Origin of the sequence: Pseudomonas sp. BN505 (genome assembly GCF_029873175.1) — a bacterium.
Lineage (GTDB): Bacteria > Pseudomonadota > Gammaproteobacteria > Pseudomonadales > Pseudomonadaceae > Aquipseudomonas > Aquipseudomonas putida.
The window spans coordinates 1-19,011 of record NZ_SSOI01000059.1; the positions used below are offsets into that span (position 1 = coordinate 1).

Here is a 19,011-nt window from a genome sequence, read left to right on the forward strand (position 1 = left end):
TTCACCGGGGTGCCGTCCTGTAGCACGCTCTTGCCGTTGGACTCCATGTCCAGCTGCTGCAGGTGCTTGGTGATGTTGCGCAGGTAGTGGTCGTACGGCAGGATCGCGTGGCTGTTCGCGCCCCAGAAGTTGCCATACCACACGCCCAGCAGGGCCAGCAGCACCGGCATGTTCTTGTCGAACGGCGCGGTCTGGAAGTGCTGGTCCATGGTATGGGCACCGGACAGCAGTTCCTTGAAGTTGGCTGTGCCGATGGCCAGGGCGATTGGCAGGCCGATGGCCGACCACAGCGAATAGCGCCCACCCACCCAGTCCCACATCGGGAAGATGTTCTCTTCGCGAATACCAAAGGCCACGGCGGCGGCCTTGTTGCTGGAAACCGCGATGAAGTGGCGGTACAGCTCGGCTTCCGAGCCGCCCTGGGCCAGGTACCAGGTGCGCGCGGCCATGGCGTTTTTCAGGGTCTCGAGTGTGTTGAACGACTTCGACGAGACGATGAACAGGGTGGTTTCGGCGCGCAGGTTGGCCGACAGCTCGTGGAACTCGCTGCCATCGATGTTAGCCAGGTAGTGGCAGCGGACGCCACGCTGGGCGTACGGCAGCAGCGCCTCGGAAACCAGCTCGGGGCCAAGGAACGAGCCACCGATGCCGATGTTGACCACGTCGGTGATGGGCTTTTCGCTGTAGCCGCGCCACAGGCCGTCGTGGATGCGCCCGACCAGTTCGGTGATCTGATTGAGTACCTTGTGTACTTCCGGCATGACGTTCACGCCGTTGACGCTGAGCTTGTCGCCCACGGGCCGGCGCAGGGCAGTGTGCAGCACCGGGCGGCCTTCGGAGGCGTTGATGATTTCGCCGCTGAACATCGACTTGATGGCGTCTTGCAGGCCCACTTCATTGGCCAGGTTCACCAGCAGGTCGCGGCTTTGTTCGGTGATCAGGTTTTTCGAGTAGTCGAGGAACAGGCCGCAGCAGCTCAGGGAGAACTGGTCGAAGCGTTGGGCATCGGCGGCGAAGGCTTCGCGCATGCTGAAGCCTTGCATGGCGTCGCGGTGTTGCTGAAGCGCCTGCCAGGCGGGCAGGGCCGTCACATCGTGGGGAGTACGGTAATACGCCATTGCGCGGGGTTCCCTTGGTGCGTGGTGATGCCTTGGACACGGCAGTCATTGCCGGGTTCAGGCTGGCATCATTATAGGCAAAGGCCACGCACTGGGAATGGGTATGGCAAGGTGATTTTGGGGGCGCCTGTGGGAGCGGGCATGCCCGAGAATGGGCTGCATAGCAGCCCGAGACCGTTACGCGGTCTTCTCTTCCACATGCAGGTAAAGGTTGTCGATCAACCTGGTGTTACCCAGGTAAGCCGCCGCAATCACCACCAGGTCCCGGTCATCGATCACGGCCGGGCGCAGGCTCACGGCATGGCGCACCTCTAGATAATCCGTGCGCAACCCCGCCGCACTCAGCTGCGCCTGCCCATCAGCGACCAACGCGGCAAAGTCCCGTTGGCCACGGCCGATGGCCTCTGCAATGTGCTGCAACGTGCGGTACAGCACTGGCGCGATCGCACGCTGCTCCGGCGTGAGGTAGCCATTGCGCGACGACAGCGCCAGGCCATCTTCGGCGCGCACAGTGGGCTCGCCTATGATCTGAATCGGCATGTTCAGGTCGCGCACCATGGCGCGGATCACCGCCAGCTGCTGGAAGTCCTTTTCACCGAACACGGCAAGGTCAGGCTGGACCATGTTGAACAGCTTGCTGACTACGGTGGCCACACCTTCGAAATGCCCGGGCCGGCTGGCGCCACACAGGCCTTCGGAGAGGTGGGGCACACTGACGCGGGTTTGCACGCTCATGCCGTCGGGGTACATCTCTTCGGCGCTGGGCGCGAACAGCAGGTTGCAGCCCGCCTGCAGCAGGCGCTCCTGGTCGGCGGCCAGGGTGCGCGGGTACTTGTCGAGGTCTTCGTTGGCGCCAAACTGCAGCGGGTTGACGAAGATGCTGGCCACCACGAAATCGGCGCGCTGCGCAGCCTTGGTCACCAGGGCCGCGTGGCCGCTGTGCAGGTTGCCCATGGTCGGTACGAAGCCGATGCGCTTGCCTTCACCGCGAGCGCGGGCGACGGCGGCGCGCAATTCGCGGACGGTCTTGACTGTATTCATGCACTGAACCCGTGTTCGCTACCTGGGAAGCTGACCTGCTTGACCGCCTCGACGTAAGCGACGAGGGCGCTGTGGATATCGGGCTGGCCTTGCATGAAGTTCTTCACGAACTTCGGCACCCGGCCGGTCAGCGACAGGCCGAGCATGTCGTGCAGTACCAGCACCTGGCCATCGGTGGCGCTGCCGGCGCCAATGCCGATCACCGGAATGCCCACGGCATTGGTAATCTCTGCCGCCAGTTCGCTGGGCACGCATTCGAGGAGCAGCATGGCCGCGCCGGCCTGTTCCAGGGCGATGGCGTCGGCGCGCATCTGGCGGGCCTGGGCTTCCTGGCGACCTTGCACCTTGTAGCCGCCCAGCACGTTGACGGTCTGCGGGGTCAGGCCCATGTGCGCACACACCGGCACGCCGCGCTCAGCCAGCAGACGGATGGTTTCGGCCAGCCATGCGGCGCCTTCGATCTTGACCATGTGGGCGCCAGCCTGCATCAGCGTGGCGCTGTTGGCAAAGGCTTGCTCCGGGGTGGCGTGGGCCATGAACGGCAGGTCGGCGAGGATCAGCGCGCCGTCGTTGCCGCGTTTGACGCTGGCGGTGTGGTAGGCCATGTCCGCCGTGGTGACCGGCAGGGTGCTGTCGTGGCCTTGCAGGACCATCCCCAGCGAGTCGCCAACCAGCAACACTTCGATGCCGGCCTGGCTGGCGGCCTTGGCGAAGGTCGCGTCATAGCACGTCAGCATGGTGATTTTTTCACCCTTGGCCTTGAGGCCATTGAGGGTGGTAAGGGTTACTTCAGGCATGTCGGAAAATCCTCGTTCAGGCGCTGTAAAAAACGACTGCATTCAACGCGTGTAGTCATCTTCCGGAGCGGCACATCATCGCGCGTGATGTTCGGGCACAGGTCCGTCCGGGCCTAAATACGGGTATGCGGCACTTTGGTGCCACACGGGACGCCTATAGTCGTGAGCGAGGTGGGGGAAGTCAATCACCCTGTTACCGCATTGTTACGATCAGGGTGTTACTGGCGTTACCGTGCCAGCGGGCAAGGCTGGAACGCCCGGTTTACAGGCGTTCAAGGCCGACGAACGGGCAGTCGTCGAGCAGTTGCGCAAGGGCCCGGCCATCGGCCAGGTGGAAATCGTCCGGTACCAGTTCGGCCAGTGGGTACAACACGAAAGGCCGGGCATGCATGTGGTAGTGCGGCACTTTAAGGCGTGGCTCGTCGAGTACCTGGTCGCCGAACAGCAGGATGTCCAGGTCCAGCGTGCGCGGGCCCCAGCGCTCCTTGCGCACGCGGCCCTGGCCGTTCTCGATGGCTTGCAGTGCATCAAGCAGCGCCAGTGGCGGCAATGCGGTGTCCAGGGCGGCGACAGCGTTGGTGTAACGCGGTTGACCGGGCAGCAGCGAATCGCTGGTGTACAGGGCCGAAGCCGCCACTAGGCGGGTCTGCTCGACCTGGTCCAGCGCCTGCAAGGCACTGCGCAGTTGCTCGGCAGGTGCGTCCAGGTTGCTGCCCAGGCCGACGTAGGCGCGAGTCTTCACTCGGGCGCCTCGTCGCCACCGCGCTTGCGTTTGCTGGCGCTGCGTTTGCGTTTACGCGGGCCGGCACCGGTGCCTTCGTCACGGCTGCCCAGCTCGCGGATCATCTCGCGGCGCTCGCTGTCGTTGGCATCCTGGTAGTCGGTCCACCACTGGCCGAGATCGTCGGTCTCTTCCCCGGCGCTTTCACGCAGCAGCAGGAAGTCGTAACCGGCGCGGAAGCGTGGGTTGTCCAGCAGCAGGTCGGCGCGTTTGCCGCTGCGCCGTGGCAGGCGCTCCTGCATGTCCCAGATCTCGCGGATCGGCAGGGTGAAGCGCTTGGGAATGGCGATGCGCGCGCATTGCTCGGCGATCAGGTCGTGTGCCGCGCCGTTCATGGCCGGGATCGGCGGCACGCCCTGGTTCTGCAGGTGCAGTACACGGGCCGGCAGGGCTGGCCACAGCAGCGCAGCGAACAGGAACGCCGGGGTTACCGGTTTGCCCTGCTTCACGCGCAGATCGGTGTTTTGCAACGCCTGGCTGATCAGTGTGTGGGCGTAGGTCGGGCGCTCGTCCAGGGCGTGTGCACTGGCCGGGAACAATGGCTCGAACAGCTGCAGGTCGACCAGCATTTCGAAGGCGATGGCGCCTTGGCCGGAGAGGAACAGCTTGAGGCATTCCTCGAACAGCCGTGCCGGCGGGATCTCGCGCAGCAGCGGGGCCAGTTCGCGGATCGGCTGGACCGTGTGCTTTTCGATACCGAAGTCCAGCTTGGCGGCGAAACGCACCGCGCGCAGCATGCGCACCGGGTCTTCCTGGTAGCGGTGGGTCGGGTCGCCGATCAGCCGCAGCAGGCGGTTGCGTACATCGTGCACACCGTTGGCGTAATCGAGAATACGCTCGCTGACCGGATCGTAGTACAGGGCGTTGATGGTGAAGTCGCGACGTTGCGCGTCTTCTTCCAGGGTGCCGTACACGTTGTCACGCAGGATGCGGCCACTGGAATTGTGCGACGAACGGTGGCTGTCGCCCTGATCGTCTTCCGAGTGGGGCGCGCGAAAGGTGGCAACTTCGATGATCTCACGGCCGAAATGCACGTGAACCAGCTTGAAGCGGCGACCAATGATGCGCGCGTTGCGGAACTCGGCACGGACCTGTTCGGGGGTGGCGCTGGTGGCGACGTCGAAGTCCTTCGGCGTGATGCCCAGCATCAGGTCGCGGACACAGCCACCGACCAGGTAAGCCTGGTAGCCGGCGCTCTGCAGGCGTTCCACGATGTTAACCGCGTGACGGCTGAACTGGTGGCGCTGCAGCGAGTGCTGGCTCTTGTTGATCACCTCAGGCGTAGTGCGCCTGTGGTGCGGGCCCGGTACGGGCGGGCGGAAAGACTGGAACAGCTTCTTCAGCATGGGATGCACTGTGTGAAGGAATGTTCGGCCAACAATAGGAGAATGGCCGCATGATGGGCGGGGATTCTAGCATTTACTCGGGGAATGGTGTAGGCGGGTAGCAGGATGGCTGCCAGAAGGGTAGAAACGACAAGGGGAGCCTAAGCTCCCCAAGAAGTCGTTGCGTGCTCTTATTGTTTTTTTTACTGGGCTTTTTGTTTTTGTTGAGTGCCCTGTCCACAAATCTCGAAGCTTGTGGACGACCCCCAATCCAGGGGTTAAGAGCAAACGGATTGCTTTGGCCGCTGATGTCACGTTGATCTATCGATCCAACCAGTTCAGGCGCTGCTTTTTAGTGCAGTTTTTGTTGTTCTCTGCCTGGTCGTGGGGCAAGCCCCAAACACGCATCCTCTCCAAAAGAATCAGTTAGCTGCGCCTCCGCCGTCTTGTTTTTATTGTGCGTGAGCCGTTTCGTCTTGTTCTTATTTTAGGTTGCAGTGCTTGTTATTGTTTTTGTACTAAGCATATAGCAGGTGCCGTGCCAACTTTTCAAAACCCAGTAAAATCAAGGGCTTGAGTGGTTTCGGCGAAATTTTGCGGGCTGAAATCGGGGCGATTTCGTTACCGTACACCTCGGGAACTGTTACGGCGGAAAGGTTGGGTAACAGATTTTTGTGGGAACTGATGTGTTACCTGGGTGTACGCGGTGGCTGTGCTGGCCTTTTCGCGGGCTTGCCCGCTCCCACAGGATCCCCACAGGCTGCGAAGTTGTCCGGTCCCTGTGGGAGCGGGCGAGCCCGCGAATACGCCGGTGAGGCTGGTAGAGAAGGGGCAGGAGGAACCTCCTACCCCTGGCAGGCAGGTTATTCGCTGGTAGCGTTGCTCTTGCGCCGTGGAATGCCCAGGCGCTGGCGGCGTTCCCACAGGCACTTGCGGCTGACGCCTAGCTTGCGTGCCAGTTCGGTTTCGGTCATGTGGTCCTGGTGCTCGAGTACGAAGTGCTGGAAGTAGTCTTCCAGCGAAAGGTCTTCGGTCGGCTCGTGGCTGGCATTGGCAGCACTGGCCACTACCAGCGCGTTGTTGAGGATTTCGTCCTCCTCCAGGTCGCTCAGCTCGATGTCGATGCCCAGCAGCTCGGCAGAAATTTCTGCGCTCTCGCTGAGGATCACCGCGCGCTCCACGGCGTTTTCCAGCTCACGTACGTTACCCGGCCAGCTGTAATGACGGATGGCCTGCTCGGCTTCGGCCGAGAAATGCAGGTCGTCGCGACCGATGCGCGCACTCTGGCGGGCGAGGAAGGCGCTGGCGATCTCGTTGACGTCGCTGCCGCGCTCGCGCAGGGCAGGCAGTTTCAGGGCGATCACGTGCAGGCGGTAGTAAAGGTCCTCGCGGAACTGGCCGGCCTTGGCCAGGTTCTTCAGGTCGCGGTGGGTCGCGGCGATCAGGCGCACATCGACCTTTTGCGATTGCACCGAACCTACCCGGCGAATCTCGCCTTCCTGCAGCACGCGCAGCAGGCGGGCCTGGGCCTCCAGTGGCAGTTCGCCGATTTCGTCGAGGAACAGCGTGCCGCCGTCGGCGGCTTCTACCAGGCCGGCACGCCCGGCGCTGGCGCCCGTGAAGGCGCCTTTTTCGTGACCGAACAGTTCGGACTCGATCAGTGTCTCGGGGATGGCGGCGCAGTTCACCGAGATCATCGGTGCCTTGGCCCGGCGCGACAGGTTGTGCAGGGCGCGGGCCACCAGCTCTTTACCGGTACCCGACTCGCCCTGGATCAGCACGTTGGAGTCGGTAGGCGCTACCTTGCGGATCTTGCTGTACATGTCCTGCATCGGCGGACACGAGCCGATGATGCCGATTTCGCCATTGGCCGCAGCCGCGCTGCCTTTGTCGGCCGGTGCGGCCTTGCCATTGGTGGCGCGTGGCTCGGCAGCCGATGCGGCAGCCGGGGCGCTCTGCCGGTCGCGCAGGATGCGCGCCACGGCCTGCAGCATCTCGTCGTGGTCGAAAGGCTTGGCGATGTAGTCCACCGCGCCCATTTTCATCGAGTCCACCGCCGAGCGCAGGCTGGCGTAGCTGGTCATGATCAGCACCGGGGTGCCCTGGCCGAGCTTGATCAGCTCGGTGCCGGGTGCGCCTGGCAGGCGCAGGTCGCTGACGATCAGGTCGAAGGTGGCAATGCTGAAGCGTTCCTGGGCTTCCTGCACCGAGCCGGCTTCGCTGACCTGGTACTGGTTCCGCTCGAGCAGGCGACGCAAGGCCGAGCGGATGATGGTTTCGTCTTCGACGATCAGAATGTGCGGCATTGATTCAATTCTCTCGACGGTCTCGAATTTCAGGGGACGTCGCTACGACATGCCGGGGCAGGGTCACGCGGATCCGGGTGCCACGTTGCCGTTCGATATCGGCCGGGCTGTCGATGGTGATTTGCCCATAATGCTCTTCCACGATGGAATAGACCAGAGCGAGCCCTAGTCCGGTTCCCTCGCCCGGGTCCTTGGTGGTGAAGAAAGGTTCGAACAGGCGGTCCATGATGTTCTTCGGTATCCCGCTGCCCTCATCCTCGACGATCAGGTCGACGGTGTGCTCGCTGACTTCGCTGCGCACGCGCACGGCGCTGCCGGGCGGCGAGGCATCGCGGGCGTTGGAGAGCAGGTTGATCAGCACCTGGGCCAGGCGCTGCGGGTCACCTTCGGCCCAGTGGTCCGGGTTGCAGAGGTTGAAGAACTGTACTTCGAAATTGCGCCGGTTCAAGGCCAGCAGACCGATGGCGTCCTGCGCGACTTCGGCTAGGCACACCGGTTCTTCGCTGTTCTGGTGGCTGCCGCCAGCATGGGCGAAGCTCATCAACGACTGGACGATGCGCGACACACGCTTGGTCTGGTCGAGGATCTGGCTGGACAGCTCGATGATTTCGCCATCGCCTTCGCGTTCCTCGCGCAGGTTCTGCGCCAGGCAGGCGATGCCGGTAATCGGGTTGCCGATTTCGTGGGCCACGCCGGCGGCCAGGCGGCCGATGCTGGCCAGGCGCTCGGAGTGCACCAGCTTGTCTTCCAGGGCCTGTGTTTCGGTAAGGTCTTCCACCAGCAGCACAAGGCCGCTGTTACCGGGGGCCAACGGCTCGTCGATGGCGGCCTTGTGCAGGTTCAGCCAGCGCGGCTGCCCGTCCAGTGCCAGGCGCTGCTTGTGCAGGTGTTCGTCGGGCAGGTTGATGAAACCTTGCAGCAGGCCCCGCCACGGTTCGTCGATGGTGAGCAGGCGCGAGCCGACGACGTGCTTGGCGGCGATGCCGGTCAGCTCTTCCATGGCCTTGTTCCACATCAGGATTTCCTGGTCCTTGGCCAGCGAGCAGACGCCCATGGGCAGCTCCTGCAGGGTCTGGCGGTGGTAACGGCGCAGGGCATCGAGCTCGGCGGCCAGGCCGGTCAGGCGCGAGTGATAGTCTTCCAAACGGCTTTCGATGAAGTGGATGTCTTCGGTCACGTAGTTTTCGTTACCGGACTTGTACGGCAGGAAGGTTTCGACCATGTCCTGCGCCACGCTCGGCCCCATCAGGCCTGACAGGTTGGCCTCGATGCGGTCGCGCAGGCGACGCAAGGCGTAGGGGCGACGCTCGTCGAACGGCAGGTAGAGGTCACGCAGGGCCTGTTCCACTTCCTTTTGGGCGGCCTTGGCGCCCAGCGGCTTGGCCAGTTGGGTGGCGAACTCCTGCGGCGAGGCGGCGTGCAGCTCGCGCCGCTGCGGGCGGCGTACGTTGTCCACGGCGCAGGCTTCGGCCGCGCTGACTTCCTCTGTGCTGGCGTTGGTGAACAGCGAGATCAGGGTGAACAGCAAAACGTTGGCCGCCAGCGAGGCAATGGCCGCCATGTGCCAGCTGGTATCGTCCAGCACATAGATCATGTCCAGCAGCGGGATGTAGAAGCCCTGCAGATTGCCCAGCAGCGGCAGCAGCATGGTCACCATCCACACCAGGGTGCCGGCCAGCAGCCCGGCGATGAAGCCGCGGCGGTTGGCGGTGGGCCAGTACAGCACCGACAGCACGCCCGGCAGGAACTGCAGGGTGGCGACGAAGGCGACGATGCCCAGGTTGGCCAGGCTCTGGTGGTTGTTCTGGGTCAGGTAGAACATGAAGCCGGCGGTGATGATGGCGACGATCAGCGCGCGGCGGGTCCACTTCAGCCAACGGTAGATATTGCCTTCGGCCGGGGGCTGGTACAGCGGCAGCACCAGGTGGTTGAGGGCCATGCCCGACAGCGCCAGGGTGGTGACGATGATCAGGCCGCTGGCGGCCGACAAACCGCCGACGTAGGCCAGCAGTGCCAATGCTTCGTTGTTGGCGGCAATCCCCAGGCCCAGGGTGAAGTACTCGGGGTTGGTAGTGGCGCCCAGGCGCAGGCCAGCCCACAGCACCAGCGGCACGGCCAGGCTCATCAGCAGCAGGAACAGCGGCAGGCCCCAGCTGGCACTGACCAGCGAGCGCGGGTTGAGGTTTTCGGTGAAGGCCATGTGGTACATGTGCGGCATGACGATGGCCGAGGCGAAGAACACCAGCAGCAGGGTGCGCCATGGGCCTTCCTGCAGGGGGGTGTGCAGCGCGGCCAGGGCGGTCTGGTTCTGCAGTAGCCACACTTCCAGCTCGTGCGGGCCGCCGAATACGCCGTACAGGGCGTAAAGCCCGATACCGCCCAGGGCCAGCAACTTGATCACCGACTCGAAGGCGATGGCAAACACCAGGCCTTCGTGTTTTTCGCGCGTGGCGATGTGCCGTGAGCCGAAGAAGATGGTGAACAGGATGATCAGCGTACAGAAGGCGAAGGCCACCCTGGCCTTGACCGGCTCACCGGTGAGGATGCTGATCGAGTCAGCCACCGCCTGGATCTGCAACGCCAGCAACGGCAGCACGCCGATCAGCATGATGATGGTGGTGAGTGCCCCGGCCCAGGTGCTGCGGAAGCGAAACGCCAGCAGGTCGGCCAGCGATGACAGCTGGTAGGTGCGGGTGATCTTGAGGATCGGGTAGAGCAGCACCGGTGCCAGCAGGAACGCGCCGGACACCCCCAGGTAACAGGCAAGGAAGCCGTAGCCATATTGGTAGGCCAGGCCCACCGAGCCATAGAAGGCCCAGGCACTGGCGTACACGCCCAGCGACAGGGTGTAGGTGAGCGGGTGGCGAATGATCGAACGCGGGATCAACCCCCGCTCGCTGATCCAGGCCACGCCAAACAGCACCATGAGGTACCCGGCGCTGATCAGGATCATCTGGGTCAGGCTAAAGCTCATCGGCATCTCGTTGGCTCTGCAGGATGAAGGTGACGACGATCAGGATCAGCCAGAGCAGGTAGGGGCGGTACCAGGCTCCGGTCGGTTCGATCCACCAGTCCATGATGGCCGGGGAGAACAGGTAGATCCCCACGACCAGAAGCAGGACCAAACGATAGATGTACATGCTGGCCTCGATGGTTGGGCGCTGCGGGCTTGGACTTATTATTGGCGCAAATGGCGGGGGGGATGCTAGCGGGAATCCATTGCGTTAGCCAAGGTTTTGAAATTATTGCGCTTTTGTTTTTGAGGGTTGGTTTGCCTCTGCTGGCCCTTTCGCGGGTAAACCCGCTCCCACAGGAACGGCACCGCCTTCGAAACCTGTGACAAACATGTGGGAGCGGGTTTACCCGCGAAAGGGCCGGGCCTGCCTCAGCGCAAATCAGCCTCTGGCACCGTGGTCCGCTGCGCAATCGCCTCCGGCCGCCACTGCTTGCGGGCTATCGCCAACACTTCAGCCGGCGTTGCCAGCAGCAAGTCGGGGTCTGCTTCCTGCCCCAGCGCCCGCAATGCCCGCAACAGCAGCGGTGTAGCATGCTCTGCCTGCAGGGGGGGCGAGCGGTACGATTTGCCCAGCTTGTGCCCATCCGGCTGCACGATCAGCGGAATATGCATGTAGCGCGGCTGTGAGAACCCCAGCAACTCCTGGAGGTACAGCTGACGCGGGGTGTTGTCGAGCAGGTCGGCGCCACGCACGATGTCGGTAACACCCTGCCAGGCATCGTCCAGCACCACTGCCAGCTGGTACGCATACAGCCCGTCGCGGCGCTGGATGACGAAGTCGCCCACTTCACGGCCCAGGTGCTGCTGGTACTCGCCCTGTACCCGGTCGGTAAAGCGGTAGATCAGCTCTGGCACGCGCAAGCGGATCGCCGCGCCTTCCCGGGCATGGCCGGCGTTGCGGCACAGGCCTGGGTAGATGCCGTTGTAACCCTCCAGTTGCTTGCGCGAGCAGGTACAGGCATACGCCAGGCCCATGTTGAACAGGCGGTCGACTACTGCGGCATAGGCATCGTGCCGCTGGCTCTGGAACACCACTTCGCTATCCCATTCCAGCCCGTAACGCTCCAGGGTCTGCAGGATGGCATCACGGGCCCCGGGCATTTCCCGGGGGGGGTCGGTGTCTTCCATGCGCAGCAGCCAGCGGCCGTTGACGGCACGGGCATCGAGCCAGGAGGCGAGGGCGGCGACCAGCGAGCCGAAGTGCAGGAAGCCGCTGGGGGTGGGGGCGAAGCGCCCGATGTAGCTGGAGTCGGTCATGGTCAGGCTGGGCATATAAATGAAACGGGGCGCATCAAGCGCCCCGTTCAGGTGGAAGAAAGATCAGCCTTTGCCGACCGTTTTTTCCTTTTTCTCGGCGATTTCCTTGCAGTCGAAGCACAGGTCGGCGGTCGGACGTGCTTCCAGGCGGCGCAGGCCGATTTCGATGCCGCACGATTCGCACCAGCCGTAATCTTCGTCCTGGATCTTCTGCAGGGTCTTGTCGATTTTCTTGATCAGCTTGCGCTCGCGATCACGGTTGCGCAGCTCAAGAGCAAATTCTTCTTCCTGGCTGGCACGGTCGGCCGGGTCCGGGAAGTTCGCAGCTTCATCCTTCATGTGGTCTACGGTGCGATCCACACTCTGCATGAGCTCGCCTTTCCAGGCATTGAGAAGCTTGGTGAAGTGCTTCTTCATGGGCTCACCCATGTACTCTTCGCCCTTGGTCTCTTTATAGGGCTCGACACCGTACATGGTTTGACCGGTTTTTTGCTTTTCTACGGTGGACATGAATAGACCGCCTCTCACTCATCTGATCCAATGCGCAGGATGCTCCATCCCCGGCGACCGCCGGCCCTGCGACTGCGAGCCGCCGAACTTACCAGATAGATCGGGGGTGCGCTACCCCGCCCGATCCTGCTTATTGACATCGGCGCGAGCCGTACGTTCGTTGGCGTGCAGAGGTAGAATCTCCAGTTTAGACGCAATTGAGAGAAGGTCATGGCCCACCCCTACAGTGCGCGCAGCCGCGCCATCGAACCCTTCCACGTCATGGCGCTGCTGGCCCGGGCCAACGAGTTGCAGGCGGCCGGGCACGACGTGATCCACCTGGAAATCGGCGAGCCGGACTTCACTACGGCTGCGCCGATCGTGGCTGCCGGCCAAGCGGCACTGGCCGCCGGGCACACCCGCTATACCGCCGCACGCGGCCTGCCGGCACTGCGCGAAGCGATTGCCGGCTTCTATGGCCAGCGTTATGGCTTGAATATCGACCCGCAGCGCATCCTGATTACCCCAGGTGGTTCTGGCGCGTTGCTGCTGGCCAGCAGCCTGCTGGTCGACCCGGGCAAGCACTGGTTGCTGGCCGACCCGGGTTACCCGTGCAATCGCCACTTCCTGCGGCTGGTCGAGGGCGGGGCGCAGCTGGTGCCAGTGGGCCCGGATGTGAATTACCAGCTCACCGCCGACCTGGTCGAGCGTTACTGGGACAAGGACACCGTCGGTGCACTGGTCGCGTCGCCGGCTAACCCGACCGGTACCGTGCTGGGGCGGGAAGAGTTGGCCAGCCTTGCCAGGGCCACCCATGAGCGACACGGCCACCTGGTGGTGGACGAAATCTACCATGGCCTCACTTATGGCATGGACGCGCCAAGCGTGCTGGAAGTCGACGACTCGGCGTTCGTCCTGAATAGTTTTTCCAAGTATTACGGCATGACCGGTTGGCGCCTTGGCTGGCTGGTAGCCCCACCCGGCGCGGTGGGCGACCTGGAGAAGCTGGCGCAGAACCTTTACATCAGTGCACCGAGCATGGCCCAGCATGCCGCGCTGGCCTGCTTCCAGCCCGAGAGCCTGGCCATTTTCGAAGAACGCCGGGCCGAGTTCGCCCGCCGTCGCGACTATCTGTTGCCCGCCCTGCGCGAATTGGGCTTCCGCATTGCCGTCGAGCCGCAGGGGGCTTTTTACCTGTATGCCGACATCAGTGCCTTTGGCGGTGATGCGTTTGCCTTCTGCCGGCATTTCCTGGAAACCGAGCACGTGGCCTTTACGCCGGGCCTGGACTTCGGCCGCCACCTGGCCGGGCACCATGTGCGCTTTGCCTACACCCAGAGCCTGCTGCGCCTGGAAGAGGCGGTGCAGCGCATTGCCCGTGGCCTGCGGAGCTGGCAAGGCTGATGCAGTTCTATCCCCCACTCGAACAGGGCCGCCTGCTGCGCCGTTACAAGCGCTTTCTGGCGGACATCGAACTGGCCAGCGGCGAACAGCTGACCATTCACTGCCCGAACACCGGCTCGATGCTCAACTGCATGCGTGAAGGCGGGCAGGTGTGGTTCAGCCGCTCCAACGACCCCAAGCGCAAACTGCCGGGCACCTGGGAAATCAGCGAAACCCCGCAGGGGCGGTTGGCCTGCGTGAATACCGGGCGTGCCAACGCGCTGGTCGAAGAGGCACTGCGGGCCGGCGTCATCACCGAACTCGCCGGGTTCACCGCGCTCAAGCGTGAAGTGGCGTACGGTGACGAAAGCAGCCGCATCGACTTTCGCCTGGAGTTCGACGGTGCCCCCGCGTACGTCGAGGTCAAGAGCGTGACCTTGGGCTACCCCGACAGCACAGTTGCAGCCTTCCCCGATGCGGTGACACAGCGCGGTGCCAAGCACCTGCGCGAGCTGGCGAAATTGGCCCGCCAGGGTGTACGGGCGGTGCAGTTGTATTGCGTGAACCTGACGGGCATCGACGCCGTACGCCCAGCTGAGGAAATCGACGCAGCCTATGCCCAGGCCCTGCGTGCGGCGGTGGCGGATGGCGTGGAGGTGCTGGCCTACGGCACCCGTCTGGATGCCGAAGGCATTGTTGTTGATCGCCGCCTGCCGGTGCTGGTTACGCCATAAGCCAGATGCCCTGGCTGTCCTCGTGACAGCCCAGGGCCAGCAATTGCTCACCTTCGCAAGGCCCGGCTACGCACTCGCCGCTTTCAATCAAAAATAGCGCGCCATGGTGGGCGCAGTGGATGAGGCTGGCGCTGTCATCAAGAAATGCATTTTGCGCCCAGTTCAGCGGGATGCCGCGGTGTGGGCAACGGTTGCGGTAGAGGTACACCTGGCCCTGGCGGCGTACGCCGAACAGTTCGAGGCCGTCTACGCTGAAGGCGCGGCTTTGGCCTTCGGCCAGGGCGTGGGAGGTACAGAGCAAGTGCATGGCGAGGACGACTCATGAAACAGATGATGACTTGACGCGTCAATGCGAATAATTATCAAATTGCCCGCATTCGCTGCGCCTGGCTACCTATGGTGCGCAGTTCTGCCGTCCGCCACAAGGCGCGCGGCTCGCCCTCAGAAGGAACCCGATGATGCGCCGTCCAGTCGCCTTGCTCGCCCTGTGCGCAAGCCTTGTGCTCTCCACCCAGGCCCTGGCGGCCGAATTGCCGCAACGCTGGGTCAGCGCGGGTGGCGCCCTGAGCGAGTGGATAACGGCACTGGGCGGTGAAGCACGGCTTGTCGGGGTGGACACCACCAGCCAGCATCCTGCATCGCTGAAATCACTGCCCAGCGTGGGCTACCAGCGGCAGTTGTCGGCTGAAGGCATTCTCAGCCTGCGCCCGGATGTACTGGTGGGCACCGAGGAAATGGGCCCGCCGCCGGTCCTGGCGCAAATCCGCAAGGCCGGTGTGCGGGTGGAGTTGTTCTCAAGCAAAGCCGAACTCGCGGCGGTGGATGAAAACCTCAAGCATCTGGGGCAGTTGCTTGGCGCAGAGCAGCAAGCTTCGGCGTTGGCGGCGGGTTATCACCAGCAAATCGAGGCTGTGCAGGCCAAGGTCAAGCAGGCTCAGGCCGGGCACAAGGCACCTGGGGTGCTACTGCTGGTCGGCCACGCCGGGGCCAAGCCGCTGATCGCCGGGCAGGGCACTGCGGGTGACTGGCTGCTGGGCCAGGCAGGTGGGCACAACCTGGCAGAGCATCAAGGCTACAAGAACTTCTCCAACGAAGCCTTGGCGGCGTTGGACCCGGACGTGATCGTGTTTTCCGACCGGGCGCTGGCCGATGAGCAGGCCTTGCAGGCACTGTTGAAGGAAAACCCCGCGCTGGCTGCCTCGCGGGCTGTGCGTGAGAAACGCCTGGTGTCACTGGACCCGACGCTGCTGGTGGGCGGGCTTGGCCCACGCCTGCCATCGACCTTGCAGTCGCTGGCAGCCACCTTCTACCCGGCAGCCCAGGCCAGCTTCGCGCAATGAAACAGCGGGTCCAGCCACGCACGTTGTTCATATGCCTGAGCCTGCTGTGCCTGTTGGCGGTGTGGCTGTCGCTGGCCCTGGGGCCGGTCAGCCTGCCGTTGTTCGACACCCTGCGCGCCGGCCTGCGCCTGCTGGGGCTGCCGATTGCGGCTGACGGCCTGCAGCAGGCCGAGATGATCCTGGGCCAGATCCGTCTGCCGCGGACTTTGCTGGGGCTGGCGGTGGGTGCGGTGCTGGCGCTGTCCGGCGTGGCCATGCAGGGGCTGTTCCGCAACCCGCTGGCCGATCCAGGGCTTGTGGGGGTTGCCGCTGGGGCGGCGATGGGGGCCGCGGTCGCCATTGTCGGTGGCGCCTGGTTTGGCGGCATGCCGGAGGCTTTCGCGCCGTATCTGCTGTCGTTCTGCGCTTTTGTCGGGGGGCTTGGTGTAACCGCGTTGGTCTACCGTCTGGGCCGGCGCGATGGCCAGACCAATGTCGCAACCATGCTGCTGGCTGGCGTGGCCATGACTGCGCTGGGTGGCGCGGCCGTTGGGCTGTTCTCTTACCTGGCTGACGACGCCACCCTGCGCACGCTGACGTTCTGGAACCTTGGCAGCCTGAACGGTGCCAGCTACGAACGGCTGTGGCCGTTGCTGCTGGTGGCGGCGGGGGTGGCGGCGTGGTTGCCACGCCGGGCCAAGGCGCTGAATGCCCTGTTGCTGGGTGAGTCGGAGGCGCGCCACCTGGGCGTTGACGTTGAGCGGCTCAAGCGCGAGTTGGTGTTCTGCACGGCGTTGGGCGTAGGTGCGGCAGTGGCTGCAGCAGGGCTGATCGGCTTCATCGGCCTGGTGGTGCCGCACCTGGTGCGCTTGCTGGCCGGGCCTGATCACCGTGTGGTGCTCCCGGCCTCGTTGCTGGCGGGGGGCGTGCTGATGCTGTTCGCCGACCTGGCGGCGCGGCTACTGCTGACACCTGCCGAGTTGCCGATTGGTATTGTCACGGCCTTCATCGGTGCACCGTTCTTTCTGGTCCTGCTGATACGAGGGCGCAGCTGATGTTGCAAGTCGAAGGCCTGCACCTGTGGCGCGGAAGCAATGAGGTGCTGCACGGTATCAATCTGCAGCTGAGCCCGGGGCAGGTGGTGGGCGTGCTAGGCCCCAACGGTGCCGGCAAGAGCAGCCTGCTGGGTGTGCTGAGTGGCGAGCTGGTGCCCAACCGGGGGCGGGTGACGTTGCAGGGCCGGCCCCTCACCGATTGGCCTGGGCAGGAGCGGGCCAGGCGCCTGGCCGTATTGCCCCAGGTGTCCAGCCTGGGCTTCTCGTTCCGGGTCGAGGAAGTGGTGGGCATGGGGCGCATGCCCCATGGCACCGGGCAGCGGCGCGATGCGGAAATAGTCGAAGCGGCGTTGCAGGCGGCGGATGCCTGGCACCTGGTGGAGCGCAGTTACCTGGCGTTGTCCGGTGGCGAGCGGCAGCGGGTGCACCTGGCCCGTGTGCTGGCGCAGCTATGGCCAGGCGAGGAGGGGACCACGCTGCTGCTCGACGAGCCGACCTCGATGCTCGACCCACTGCACCAGCACACCACCCTGGAGTCCGTGCGCCGCTTCGCCGACCGCGGCGCCGCGGTGCTGGTGATCCTGCATGACCTGAACCTGGCTGCGCGCTACTGTGACCGTATCCTGTTGCTGGAGCAGGGGCGCAGTCATGCCTTTGCCTCGCCTGAAGAGGTACTGACGCCAGCGGCGTTGAGGGCAGTCTACGGTATCGATGTGCTGGTGCAGGCGCACCCGGAGCGTGGGCATCCGCTGATCATCGCCCGCTAGGAGGCATTGCCGATGCGTCATCCGCTGCTGTCCCGTTTCTCGCTTTGCCTGATGTTGGCACTGGGTGGCTGCCAGGCCAGCCTGCCGCCGTTGCCCGCTTGGCAGAGCAGTGAGGGGCTTACGCATGCCGAGTTGGGGCACATCATCGACCTTGCCAGCGGCCAGGCGATCAGCCCTGAGCAACTGGTGCAGCGCCTGGCGGGCGCCCCCCGTGTGCTGGTGGGTGAAAAACACGACAACCCGGACCACCACGCGCTGCAACTTTGGCTGCTGCGCGCGTTGCAGGGGCAGCGCGTGCAAGGCAGCCTCTTGCTGGAAATGCTGCAGCCCGAACAGCAACCGCTGGTCGACAAGGTTCAGGGGCAACCCGTGCCGGCAGACTTGCCCAAAGCGCTGGCCTGGCAGGACGGTTGGGATTGGCAACTGTACGGGCCGATAGTGCATGAGGCCTTGCAGCAGAGAGTGCCACTGCTGGCGGCCAACCTGTCGCCTGGCGAGATGCGCCAAGCCTATCGGCAACCCGCCTCGCTGACCGGCGAAAGGTCCAATGCGCCAGCGGTGAAGGCTGCCTTGCTGGAGCAGGTACGCGCCGGGCATTGCGGGATGCTGCCGGAAAACCAGTTGCCAGCGATGCTGGCCGTGCAGCAGCAGCGCGACCGGCGCATGGCCGAGCGTTTGCTGTCGGCGCCGCAGCCGGCGCTGCTGTTTGCCGGTGCCTATCACGTGCGCAAGGACTTGGGCATACCCTTGCACCTGGCTGATCTGGGGGCGTCGGGGGAGAGCAAGGTATTGCTGCTGGCCGAGGTGGGCGAGCAGGTTGAGCCAGGCGAGGCTGATTACGTGTGGTACACGGCGGCGACGCCGGAGCAGGACTACTGCGCGCAGTTTCGCCAGTAGTGTGCAAGGTGGTAAGGCCAAGCCAGGCGGCACAAAACCACAGGCAAAAAAAGACCCGGCAAAGAGCCGGGTCAATAACCGTGATTAGCCTGATGAGGAGATAATCTGAGAGTCCGAACCAGGGGCTCTTAGGTTATCCAACCAGTCTCGCGACCAGTTGTGATAATCATAACGATTCTCATTTCGTAGTCAATCCCCTTCCACGATTATTTTGGATTTTTTTGCGTAGGGTTTTTCGCGTCCAGTTGTTGATTGAGCGCTTCTTTGCGCTCGAGCGGCAAATCGTTCCAGTGCATGTCCAGCAGGGCGCCTTCAATGGCGTACAACAGCACCTTGGAAGCGCGGAACCCTCGTGTTTTTACGGCCTGGTATGCACCTACCGCACCCAGGCGACGCAGGTCCGATGCACTGTGGATGCCGGCTGCATGCAGCCACTGCGCAGAGGTCTTGCCAAGGTTCTTCAGGTGCTGCAATTCATCGTTCATCGAGCCTCCTTGCGATGGCTGAACGTGGATTGGAGGATAAATCGCGAGCAGGTCAGAGAGGAGTGTAGCGGGGGTTAGGAAATGCGCGGCCTTTTGCCATCGGGGCGATGGAGCTGCCTTTGAGAAGTAGCCTGTTCTGGCCCTATCGCCGGCAAGCCAGCTCCCACAGGTACACCGCTGGCCTTGAGGGCGATGGTGTACCTGTGGGAGCTGGCTTGCCGGCGATAGGGCCAGAACAGGA

At 63.8% G+C, this 19,011-nt stretch carries 18 protein-coding genes; 6 read left to right on the plus strand and 12 right to left on the minus strand.

Annotated features, from left to right (window positions below):
- The 10 genes from pgi to dksA all read right to left on the minus strand — a co-directional run.
- A partial coding sequence (gene pgi, locus E8E78_RS19295) for a glucose-6-phosphate isomerase (RefSeq protein WP_280311795.1) occupies positions 1–1,118 on the minus strand: 1,118 nt, incomplete at its 3' end.
- A gap of 177 nt (positions 1,119–1,295) precedes the next feature.
- Positions 1,296–2,159, minus strand: a complete 864-nt coding sequence (gene panC, locus E8E78_RS19300; protein ID WP_016501625.1) for a pantoate--beta-alanine ligase — start codon at positions 2,157–2,159, stop codon at positions 1,296–1,298.
- Entirely contained in the window at positions 2,156–2,956 is an 801-nt protein-coding gene (gene panB, locus E8E78_RS19305; RefSeq protein WP_019470466.1) for a 3-methyl-2-oxobutanoate hydroxymethyltransferase, read from the minus strand. The genes panC and panB overlap by 4 nt, the downstream gene beginning before the upstream one ends.
- 262 nt (positions 2,957–3,218) lie before the next feature.
- On the minus strand, positions 3,219–3,698 hold the full coding sequence (gene folK / locus E8E78_RS19310; RefSeq protein WP_049276398.1) for a 2-amino-4-hydroxy-6-hydroxymethyldihydropteridine diphosphokinase: 480 nt from the start codon (positions 3,696–3,698) through the stop codon (positions 3,219–3,221).
- Complete coding sequence (locus tag E8E78_RS19315) at positions 3,695–5,083, minus strand: polynucleotide adenylyltransferase PcnB (RefSeq protein ID WP_016501622.1); 1,389 nt, start codon at positions 5,081–5,083, stop codon at positions 3,695–3,697. The genes folK and E8E78_RS19315 overlap by 4 nt, the downstream gene beginning before the upstream one ends.
- A gap of 842 nt (positions 5,084–5,925) precedes the next feature.
- Positions 5,926–7,368, minus strand: a complete 1,443-nt coding sequence (locus tag E8E78_RS19320) for a sigma-54 dependent transcriptional regulator (RefSeq protein WP_084966591.1) — start codon at positions 7,366–7,368, stop codon at positions 5,926–5,928.
- A 4-nt stretch (positions 7,369–7,372) separates the two neighbouring features.
- Positions 7,373–10,348: a sensor histidine kinase gene (locus tag E8E78_RS19325; protein ID WP_162471775.1), complete on the minus strand. Its 2,976-nt coding sequence runs from the start codon at positions 10,346–10,348 to the stop codon at positions 7,373–7,375.
- On the minus strand, positions 10,332–10,508 hold the full coding sequence (locus E8E78_RS19330) for a hypothetical protein (protein WP_003250005.1): 177 nt from the start codon (positions 10,506–10,508) through the stop codon (positions 10,332–10,334). The genes E8E78_RS19325 and E8E78_RS19330 overlap by 17 nt, the downstream gene beginning before the upstream one ends.
- Before the next feature lie 245 nt (positions 10,509–10,753).
- Positions 10,754–11,641: a tRNA glutamyl-Q(34) synthetase GluQRS gene (gene gluQRS, locus E8E78_RS19335; protein WP_084966680.1), complete on the minus strand. Its 888-nt coding sequence runs from the start codon at positions 11,639–11,641 to the stop codon at positions 10,754–10,756.
- A 63-nt stretch (positions 11,642–11,704) separates the two neighbouring features.
- Positions 11,705–12,151 (minus strand): RNA polymerase-binding protein DksA, encoded by a 447-nt coding sequence (gene dksA / locus E8E78_RS19340; protein WP_016501618.1) that lies wholly within the window; start codon positions 12,149–12,151, stop codon positions 11,705–11,707.
- Between the two features lie 210 nt (positions 12,152–12,361).
- On the opposite strand from dksA, the gene E8E78_RS19345 reads away from it, so the two are divergent.
- Positions 12,362–13,534 (plus strand): pyridoxal phosphate-dependent aminotransferase, encoded by a 1,173-nt coding sequence (locus tag E8E78_RS19345; RefSeq protein ID WP_114942795.1) that lies wholly within the window; start codon positions 12,362–12,364, stop codon positions 13,532–13,534.
- Complete coding sequence (gene sfsA / locus E8E78_RS19350) at positions 13,534–14,247, plus strand: DNA/RNA nuclease SfsA (protein WP_059395890.1); 714 nt, start codon at positions 13,534–13,536, stop codon at positions 14,245–14,247. Before E8E78_RS19345 ends, sfsA begins: the two co-directional genes overlap by 1 nt.
- Here the strand turns inward: sfsA and E8E78_RS19355 are convergent.
- Positions 14,237–14,554 carry a Rieske (2Fe-2S) protein gene (locus E8E78_RS19355; protein ID WP_016501615.1) on the minus strand — a complete coding sequence of 106 codons (318 nt, stop codon included), beginning with the start codon at positions 14,552–14,554 and terminating at the stop codon, positions 14,237–14,239. The two genes, sfsA and E8E78_RS19355, sit on opposite strands and share 11 nt — an antisense overlap.
- Before the next feature lie 148 nt (positions 14,555–14,702).
- Here E8E78_RS19355 and E8E78_RS19360 point away from each other — a divergent pair, with 148 nt between their 5' ends.
- The 4 genes from E8E78_RS19360 to E8E78_RS19375 are packed head-to-tail and all read left to right on the plus strand — an operon-like array spanning position 14,703 to position 18,285.
- Positions 14,703–15,587 (plus strand): ABC transporter substrate-binding protein, encoded by an 885-nt coding sequence (locus tag E8E78_RS19360; RefSeq protein WP_061204054.1) that lies wholly within the window; start codon positions 14,703–14,705, stop codon positions 15,585–15,587.
- A 50-nt stretch (positions 15,588–15,637) separates the two neighbouring features.
- Positions 15,638–16,621, plus strand: coding sequence for an iron ABC transporter permease (locus E8E78_RS19365; RefSeq protein ID WP_280311796.1), 984 nt, complete (start codon positions 15,638–15,640; stop codon positions 16,619–16,621).
- Positions 16,621–17,388: a heme ABC transporter ATP-binding protein gene (locus tag E8E78_RS19370; protein ID WP_084966588.1), complete on the plus strand. Its 768-nt coding sequence runs from the start codon at positions 16,621–16,623 to the stop codon at positions 17,386–17,388. Before E8E78_RS19365 ends, E8E78_RS19370 begins: the two co-directional genes overlap by 1 nt.
- Before the next feature lie 12 nt (positions 17,389–17,400).
- Entirely contained in the window at positions 17,401–18,285 is an 885-nt protein-coding gene (locus tag E8E78_RS19375; protein WP_061204055.1) for a ChaN family lipoprotein, read from the plus strand.
- Positions 18,286–18,491: 206 nt separating this feature from the next.
- Here E8E78_RS19375 and E8E78_RS19380 read toward each other — a convergent pair whose 3' ends face one another.
- Entirely contained in the window at positions 18,492–18,770 is a 279-nt protein-coding gene (locus E8E78_RS19380) for a TfoX/Sxy family protein (protein WP_016489141.1), read from the minus strand.
- Between the last annotated feature and the right edge of the window lie 241 nt (positions 18,771–19,011).

Excerpts from the sequence above, each read along its gene's own strand:
- E8E78_RS19380 (WP_016489141.1), bottom strand. The coding sequence starts at position 18,770 with ATGAACGATGAATTGCAGCACCTGAAGAACCTTGGCAAGACCTCTGCG.
- sfsA (WP_059395890.1), top strand. The coding sequence starts at position 13,534 with ATGCAGTTCTATCCCCCACTCGAACAGGGCCGCCTGCTGCGCCGTTAC.
- E8E78_RS19370 (WP_084966588.1), top strand. The coding sequence starts at position 16,621 with ATGTTGCAAGTCGAAGGCCTGCACCTGTGGCGCGGAAGCAATGAGGTG.
- panC (WP_016501625.1), bottom strand. The coding sequence starts at position 2,159 with ATGAATACAGTCAAGACCGTCCGCGAATTGCGCGCCGCCGTCGCCCGC.
- gluQRS (WP_084966680.1), bottom strand. The coding sequence starts at position 11,641 with ATGACCGACTCCAGCTACATCGGGCGCTTCGCCCCCACCCCCAGCGGC.
- E8E78_RS19355 (WP_016501615.1), bottom strand. The coding sequence starts at position 14,554 with ATGCACTTGCTCTGTACCTCCCACGCCCTGGCCGAAGGCCAAAGCCGC.
- E8E78_RS19375 (WP_061204055.1), top strand. The coding sequence starts at position 17,401 with ATGCGTCATCCGCTGCTGTCCCGTTTCTCGCTTTGCCTGATGTTGGCA.
- dksA (WP_016501618.1), bottom strand. The coding sequence starts at position 12,151 with ATGTCCACCGTAGAAAAGCAAAAAACCGGTCAAACCATGTACGGTGTC.
- E8E78_RS19360 (WP_061204054.1), top strand. The coding sequence starts at position 14,703 with ATGATGCGCCGTCCAGTCGCCTTGCTCGCCCTGTGCGCAAGCCTTGTG.
- E8E78_RS19330 (WP_003250005.1), bottom strand. The coding sequence starts at position 10,508 with ATGTACATCTATCGTTTGGTCCTGCTTCTGGTCGTGGGGATCTACCTG.
- E8E78_RS19315 (WP_016501622.1), bottom strand. The coding sequence starts at position 5,083 with ATGCTGAAGAAGCTGTTCCAGTCTTTCCGCCCGCCCGTACCGGGCCCG.
- E8E78_RS19325 (WP_162471775.1), bottom strand. The coding sequence starts at position 10,348 with ATGCCGATGAGCTTTAGCCTGACCCAGATGATCCTGATCAGCGCCGGG.
- E8E78_RS19345 (WP_114942795.1), top strand. The coding sequence starts at position 12,362 with ATGGCCCACCCCTACAGTGCGCGCAGCCGCGCCATCGAACCCTTCCAC.
- E8E78_RS19320 (WP_084966591.1), bottom strand. The coding sequence starts at position 7,368 with ATGCCGCACATTCTGATCGTCGAAGACGAAACCATCATCCGCTCGGCC.
- panB (WP_019470466.1), bottom strand. The coding sequence starts at position 2,956 with ATGCCTGAAGTAACCCTTACCACCCTCAATGGCCTCAAGGCCAAGGGT.